6 protein-coding genes and 1 pseudogene are annotated in these 5,506 nt (G+C 56.0%); 2 read left to right on the top strand and 5 right to left on the bottom strand.

Going from position 1 to position 5,506, the window contains the following annotated elements:
* The coding region (locus SMC5_RS09815; protein WP_243625040.1) for an amidase family protein at nt 1-738 on the top strand (738 nt) is incomplete at its 5' end.
* Nucleotides 735-2,165, top strand: coding sequence for an Asp-tRNA(Asn)/Glu-tRNA(Gln) amidotransferase subunit GatB (gene gatB / locus SMC5_RS09810; RefSeq protein WP_119089894.1), 1,431 nt, complete (start codon nt 735-737; stop codon nt 2,163-2,165). The genes SMC5_RS09815 and gatB, both read left to right, overlap by 4 nt.
* 69 nt (nt 2,166-2,234) lie before the next feature.
* Here the strand turns inward: gatB and SMC5_RS11805 are convergent.
* The 5 genes and pseudogenes from SMC5_RS11805 to SMC5_RS09785 all read right to left on the bottom strand — a co-directional run.
* A pseudogene (locus SMC5_RS11805) lies at nt 2,235-2,342 on the bottom strand (JAB domain-containing protein); the annotation flags it as partial.
* A gap of 391 nt (nt 2,343-2,733) precedes the next feature.
* Nucleotides 2,734-3,945: a DUF3798 domain-containing protein gene (locus SMC5_RS09800; protein WP_207799209.1), complete on the bottom strand. Its 1,212-nt coding sequence runs from the start codon at nt 3,943-3,945 to the stop codon at nt 2,734-2,736.
* Nucleotides 3,946-4,067: 122 nt separating this feature from the next.
* Complete coding sequence (locus tag SMC5_RS09795) at nt 4,068-4,517, bottom strand: OsmC family protein (protein ID WP_119086680.1); 450 nt, start codon at nt 4,515-4,517, stop codon at nt 4,068-4,070.
* Between the two features lie 105 nt (nt 4,518-4,622).
* The gene (locus SMC5_RS11800; RefSeq protein ID WP_165846579.1) at nt 4,623-4,868 is read right to left on the bottom strand and encodes an L-serine ammonia-lyase, iron-sulfur-dependent, subunit alpha; all 246 of its coding nucleotides are present in this window, start codon (nt 4,866-4,868) and stop codon (nt 4,623-4,625) included.
* Nucleotides 4,813-5,256, bottom strand: a complete 444-nt coding sequence (locus SMC5_RS09785) for a PAS domain-containing protein (protein WP_119086678.1) — start codon at nt 5,254-5,256, stop codon at nt 4,813-4,815. The genes SMC5_RS11800 and SMC5_RS09785 overlap by 56 nt, the downstream gene beginning before the upstream one ends.
* Between the last annotated feature and the right edge of the window lie 250 nt (nt 5,257-5,506).

The raw sequence follows: 5,506 nt of genomic DNA, 5'->3' as shown, positions 1-5,506 counted from the left end.
CCAAAGGATGCTACCAGCGTCAAACGACCCCACGTGGACTTCGAGGCCGCACTGCAACCGACCCTCGCAGGCAAACGGGTGGGCATCATCCGTGAACTCCAGGGGCTGGATGTCCAGCCGGAAATCGCAGCAGCCATGGAGACGACCCGTAAAGCAGCCGTGAAAAGCGGCGCATCGATCGTCGAGGTCAGCGTGCCGCATATTCTGTCCGCACTGCCCGTTTACTACATCATCGCGCCTGCCGAGTGCTCCGCCAACCTCGGACGGTTTGACGGCGTTCGCTACGGCCTGCACGAGGACGGACGGGACATGACGGAAACATACAGCAGGACACGCAATACCGGATTCGGCACCGAAGTGAAGCGGCGCATCCTCATCGGCGCATTCGTGCTCTCTGCCGGGTACTATGACGCCTACTACAAAAAGGCAGCCAGTGTACGCCAACTCATCACCGACGAACTGGACGCGGCACTGCAGTCTGCCGACGTCCTGCTCACACCGACCACCCCGACGACAGCGTTCAAACTTGGAGCGGTGACCGACCCGCTGGAAATGTACAAGGCGGATGTGTTCACGATCCCCGCGGACCTGGCCGGAGCCCCTGCCATTTCGTTTCCCGCTGGAAAGGACACCGCCGGTCTTCCTGTCGGACTGCAACTCATGGGTCCCCGCTGGAGCGATGCTGACGTTCTCTCCTGCGCGAATGTCCTGTTCACAGCGCTTGGAGGTGAGTCATGACCACGACGATCGGCCTGGAAATTCACGTCCAGCTGGCCACGCAGACCAAGATGTTCTGTGGCTGCAGCACGGCGTTCGGGGACGAGCCCAACACCCATGTCTGCCCCGTCTGCCTGGGACTGCCAGGCGCCCTGCCCACGCTGAACGCCCAAGCCGTGCGCCTGGCCGTCAGGATCGCCACGGCACTGGGCTGTACTGTCCACGAGGTCTCCGAGTTCTCACGCAAGAACTACTTCTACCCGGACCTTCCCAAGTCCTATCAGATCACCCAGTTCGACCGCCCGATCGCGACAGGAGGATCGCTTCCCATCGTCACGGAACAAGGCGGCCGCAGCGTCCGGTTAACACGCGCCCATATCGAGGAAGACGCCGGCAAGTCGATGCATGCCGCGGACATCACGCTCGGGGGTGAGACGCTGGTCGACTTCAACCGCTGTGGCATGCCACTGGTCGAGATTGTCACTGAACCAGACATGCAAAGCGGCGATGAAGCATACGAGTTCCTGCATAATCTGAGACGGCTTGTCAGGTGGCTCGGCGTATCGTCAGGCGACATGGAGAAGGGTGCCATGCGGTGTGACGTGAATGTCTCCGTCAGTCCGGATCCTGCGAAGCTAGGGACAAAAGTAGAGATCAAGAACCTCAACAGCTTTCGCAGCGTCAAGCGGGCCATCGACTACGAGGAGCAGCGCCAGGCACAGTGCATTGCCGACGGTACTCCCATCATGATGGAAAGCAGGCACTTTGACGAAGTGCAGGGAACAACGACCGCCATGCGCAGCAAGGAAGCCAGCAACGATTACCGCTACTTTCCGGAGCCGGACCTGCCCCTGCTGCAGCTGGATCCCACAGAGCTGGAATCCGTGCGGGCACAGATGCCCGAACTGCCCTGGGAGATGCAGTCACGCTTCGAACGAGACCTCAACCTCTCGCCATATGATGCGGCCCTGCTGACCGAGGAACACTCCACGGCAGAGTTCTTCCAGCAGACCATTGCTCTGTATGACAACCCGAAGAAGCTCGCCAGCTACATGGGGACCGAGGTGGCCAGGCTCCTGAACGAACGCGGCAAGACGCTGTCGGAGACGCAGCTGACGCCCGCGACACTCGCCGGCCTCCTGACGATGGTCGAGAAGGGTGCCATCAGCAACACTGCATCCAAGGACGTTCTTCCGATGCTGGTCGACTCCGGCGTGACACCGTCCGAGGCGGTGAAGAGCCTTGGCCTGGAACAGGTCTCGGACACCTCCGCGATCGAAGGATTTGCACGCGAGGTGATAACGGAGAACGTCACCCAGGTTGAGCAGTTCAGGAGCGGCAAGGAGGCAGTACTCGGTTTTCTCGTCGGCCAGCTCATGAAGAAGAGCAAGGGCAAGGCAAACCCGAAACTGGCCGGAGAGATCCTGCGGACCTTGCTGAAACCATAGGACGACTGCGGGGAGCCACAAGACACACTTGGCCGGGGTGGTTTTTTGTACCCTCCCCGCCCGGGCGAAGCTGAACTCGTCCTGACGGACACGGCCCACGATGATGTGGTCCAGGACGCGCACGCCAACATACTTGAGGGCCTGCGTGATCTTGTTGGTCGTGTCGATGTCCTCTTTGGAAGGGTCGCACTCTTATCTGGAGTGAGATTCCGAAGGCAGCATTGATACTACGACTGAAGGAACCACCGGACCCGGCGCGTGATATAAGAACCCCCTCTTCCCTTTTGAGGAAGAGGGGAGAAGAGAGGTACCTGTTTGAGAAATGCGCTGTCAGGAACTGTTGCCACCAGTCAAGAAATCGATCACTTCCGATTCATGAGACGAGAGGGGAGTCGCTGAAAGGCTCAGAAGGGAGGGGTACTCGGAACCATTGGTTATGTAGCGTGTTTGGCCTTTTCTGCAGCACAGCATTTCCGCAGTGCTATTGGCCGTTGTCATGCGCCATGAAGTCGTACCCATATGAAGAGACAACGCTGGGGCCTGCGCCCCAGCGTTTGACTGCAGAGTTCTACTTTGCCTTGTACGTCAAGTACTTCGTCGGAACTACCTGCTTGGTGGTGCCCAGATACCCCTTGCCGAACACATACGTGTCCTGATAGATGAGGAAATGGTTGGTATCTGTCTTGCTAGTGTTCAGATCCGTGTAGTCGGAAGCGTTCCATGCTGCACCAGGAGTATACTTCTCAAATGCAGAGAGCATATCCTGCATGTTCGCAACCTTGGNNATGCAACGCTTGGCATATTCGCCAAGACCTGCCGTGGTTGTGTAGTCGAGAGACCATGCCCATGAGGCAAAACGCCCAGTCCCGCCGTCGGCCACGATGGTGGACTCCACCTTCTTGAGGATGGCAGGCCAATCACCCTGCTGAGCCGTGAGGTCAATGCCAAAGGCACCGGGATAGCCATTTGTAGGCGAGTCAGTTTCGATGAGCATGCCGCCATACTTCATGATCTGCTTCAGTAGCGGTTCGGTTTCTGCGTCATTGGTGCAGAAGAATGCCGTGTCCTTGCCATACTTCTGGACCCAGGTCGGAACGTGCTCGAGGATGAACTGTTGGGCGCCGGCCACACCAACATCGCTGGTAGGATCGGGGGCGGTCTCGAAGTACGTCTTGACGCCCAAGTCAATGCCTGCCTGCTGCATGATGGCCCAGCGGCGACTCAGAAGCTCAATGCTCATGTGACGGGCGAATGAAATGTGGACAAAGTTCTTGGCGCCTAACTGCTTGGCTGACCAGATCATGAGGTAGCCACGAGCCAGACTGTTGGCCTCAGTGACAACGTCGGCAGCTGCGTCGATGACGTTGGGGTCCTCCTGTGGTGAACCGGCGAAGAGCAGGATGTCAGAACGCTTCGCGCGGATCTCCTTGAATGCCTCGGTTGTGCCGGGAACGGCCTGGTTGACGACGATGGCCTTCATGAGTGGATCGTCGGCAAGACCGACGATATCGGCAATGACTGTCTCCTGTTCAGAGGAGAAGTTGTCTGGATACGTAATCGCCTGGATTATGCCACCATTGGCAACGGTTCCGTATTCCTTTGCAAGTGCATCACCGCCGCGAAGGCCGTCTTCACCCTGAGAAACGGTGCCTGTAACGATACCGATGTGATACTTGGCCCCAGTAGTACCATCGCCTGTTGGCGTTGTGGCCTTCTTGCAACCTGCGAATACAACTGCGACAAGCATGAACGAAAGCAGTACTGTTAGCAGCTTTTTCACTCTTCTTCCTCCCCACAGAGATTAGCCGTTTTTTCGGCTATCGAAATAACAACAACTCACCAGAAGAACGTGGTACAACCTTCCCGGTCTGGCGGCCGACAGCTTCCCATTTCCTCCAGCGACTACTTCTCGATAACGATGGTTGTCGGCATCATGCTGACACCCTTTGCAAGCGAGTCCCCGACCGAGCAGTGATTCTCAATGAACTGCTGAAATGCTTCGACCTTGTCCTGCGGTGCATCTGTCTTGATGTGCATAGTAAACCGGACTTCCTGATAGCCGGGACGCACATTCGGATCGCCCCTGCGACACCCATCAATGCCAATATCTCCTTCGAGTTCGACCCAGAACTCCTTGAGGTCGATATCCTGAGATTTGGCAAACTCTGCAGCCGTCATGCACTGACAAGAACCAAGAGCGGCCAACAGAGCCTCGACCGGATTCATGCCTGTGTCGGTTCCGCGAAACTGTGGTGGTTCGTCCATGATTATCTTGAAACCACGGGACTCGCTTTCAACGGCGAAACCCCCGGGGAGCTTGCGCGAAACAACCTTGAATGTTGACTTTGGCATGCTGACACCTCCATTTCTGCTAGACAGCGGAATGATACGTCTTTCCCGCACCCTATTGCTTGTAACGATGCTTCTGTCAGATCGATTCTTGCAGGCTTTCCCTTGTTACGTAAGTGGAACAGAAATAGATCTTCCTGACAAAATATCAATCAGGCTTTTGTCAACGGCCCCCATGCCATTTGTCACTAGGTAACCAAGATTTCCGATAGTGCCTTTTATGCTTCCTGAAACAATTCCGTCTGCGCCAGGCACAACAACACCGTCCAGCGCGAGTAGCGCATTGCTTATGGCCGTGCTAGTTCCCATTGCTGCTTTCAACGCACAGCTTGTCTTGGCTCCATCGCAAATCATGCCAGCCGTTGAGGCGAATGTATTTTGGAGAGCGTTTCCCTTCTTCATTTCTGATGAGAACAATAACAGACCTCATCAAGGTCCCGTCGCTTGTTTTGGTGTAGTAAGTCTCGATCCGGCCATTCTTGCTCGAACTTGCGTTTTTGAGCATTTCAACGGCATGATCTGTTAAGGAAGCACCTTCTTTTTTCCCAGTTACGTGGCCATTTGCAATCTTCACCAGAGAGTGCTCCAAATCCTCCAGAGAGTGCAGTACCACTTCGCATCCGCCGCCAAACATCGTAGCTACTCCATCTACGACTGGCTCCAACGCTAGAAGTATCGCCCTATCCTTCTTGCTGAACTTCCTAGGTTCCTGCACTTCCATGTCATTCCTCTGATCTTTCATGGGCCTCTCCTGGGTTCCAAGTAGAGGTGTACCATGTCCTTACAAAATGTCAAGGCATGTCACAAAAGTGTAACAAGATTCCTTGGCTTATCTTCTAACTGCGTCGTACCAAGTCGTACGCTCCTCCACGTTGGCCGAGCCGACGTCTGTGCAAGGCGGAGATCTTCTAGACAAGGATGACAGCAAACTGCCTCGCCGCGGTGTTCACCATATCCAGTTGAGTGTGGATCTGTTGGTTGTTGCCCGAGGC

This window comes from Candidatus Cryosericum odellii (assembly GCF_003570935.1).
In the GTDB taxonomy this organism is placed as follows: Bacteria; Caldisericota; Caldisericia; order Cryosericales; family Cryosericaceae; genus Cryosericum; species Cryosericum odellii.
The sequence above is the reverse complement of the archived record's forward strand: the minus strand, read 5'-3'. Positions and strand labels throughout refer to the sequence as shown.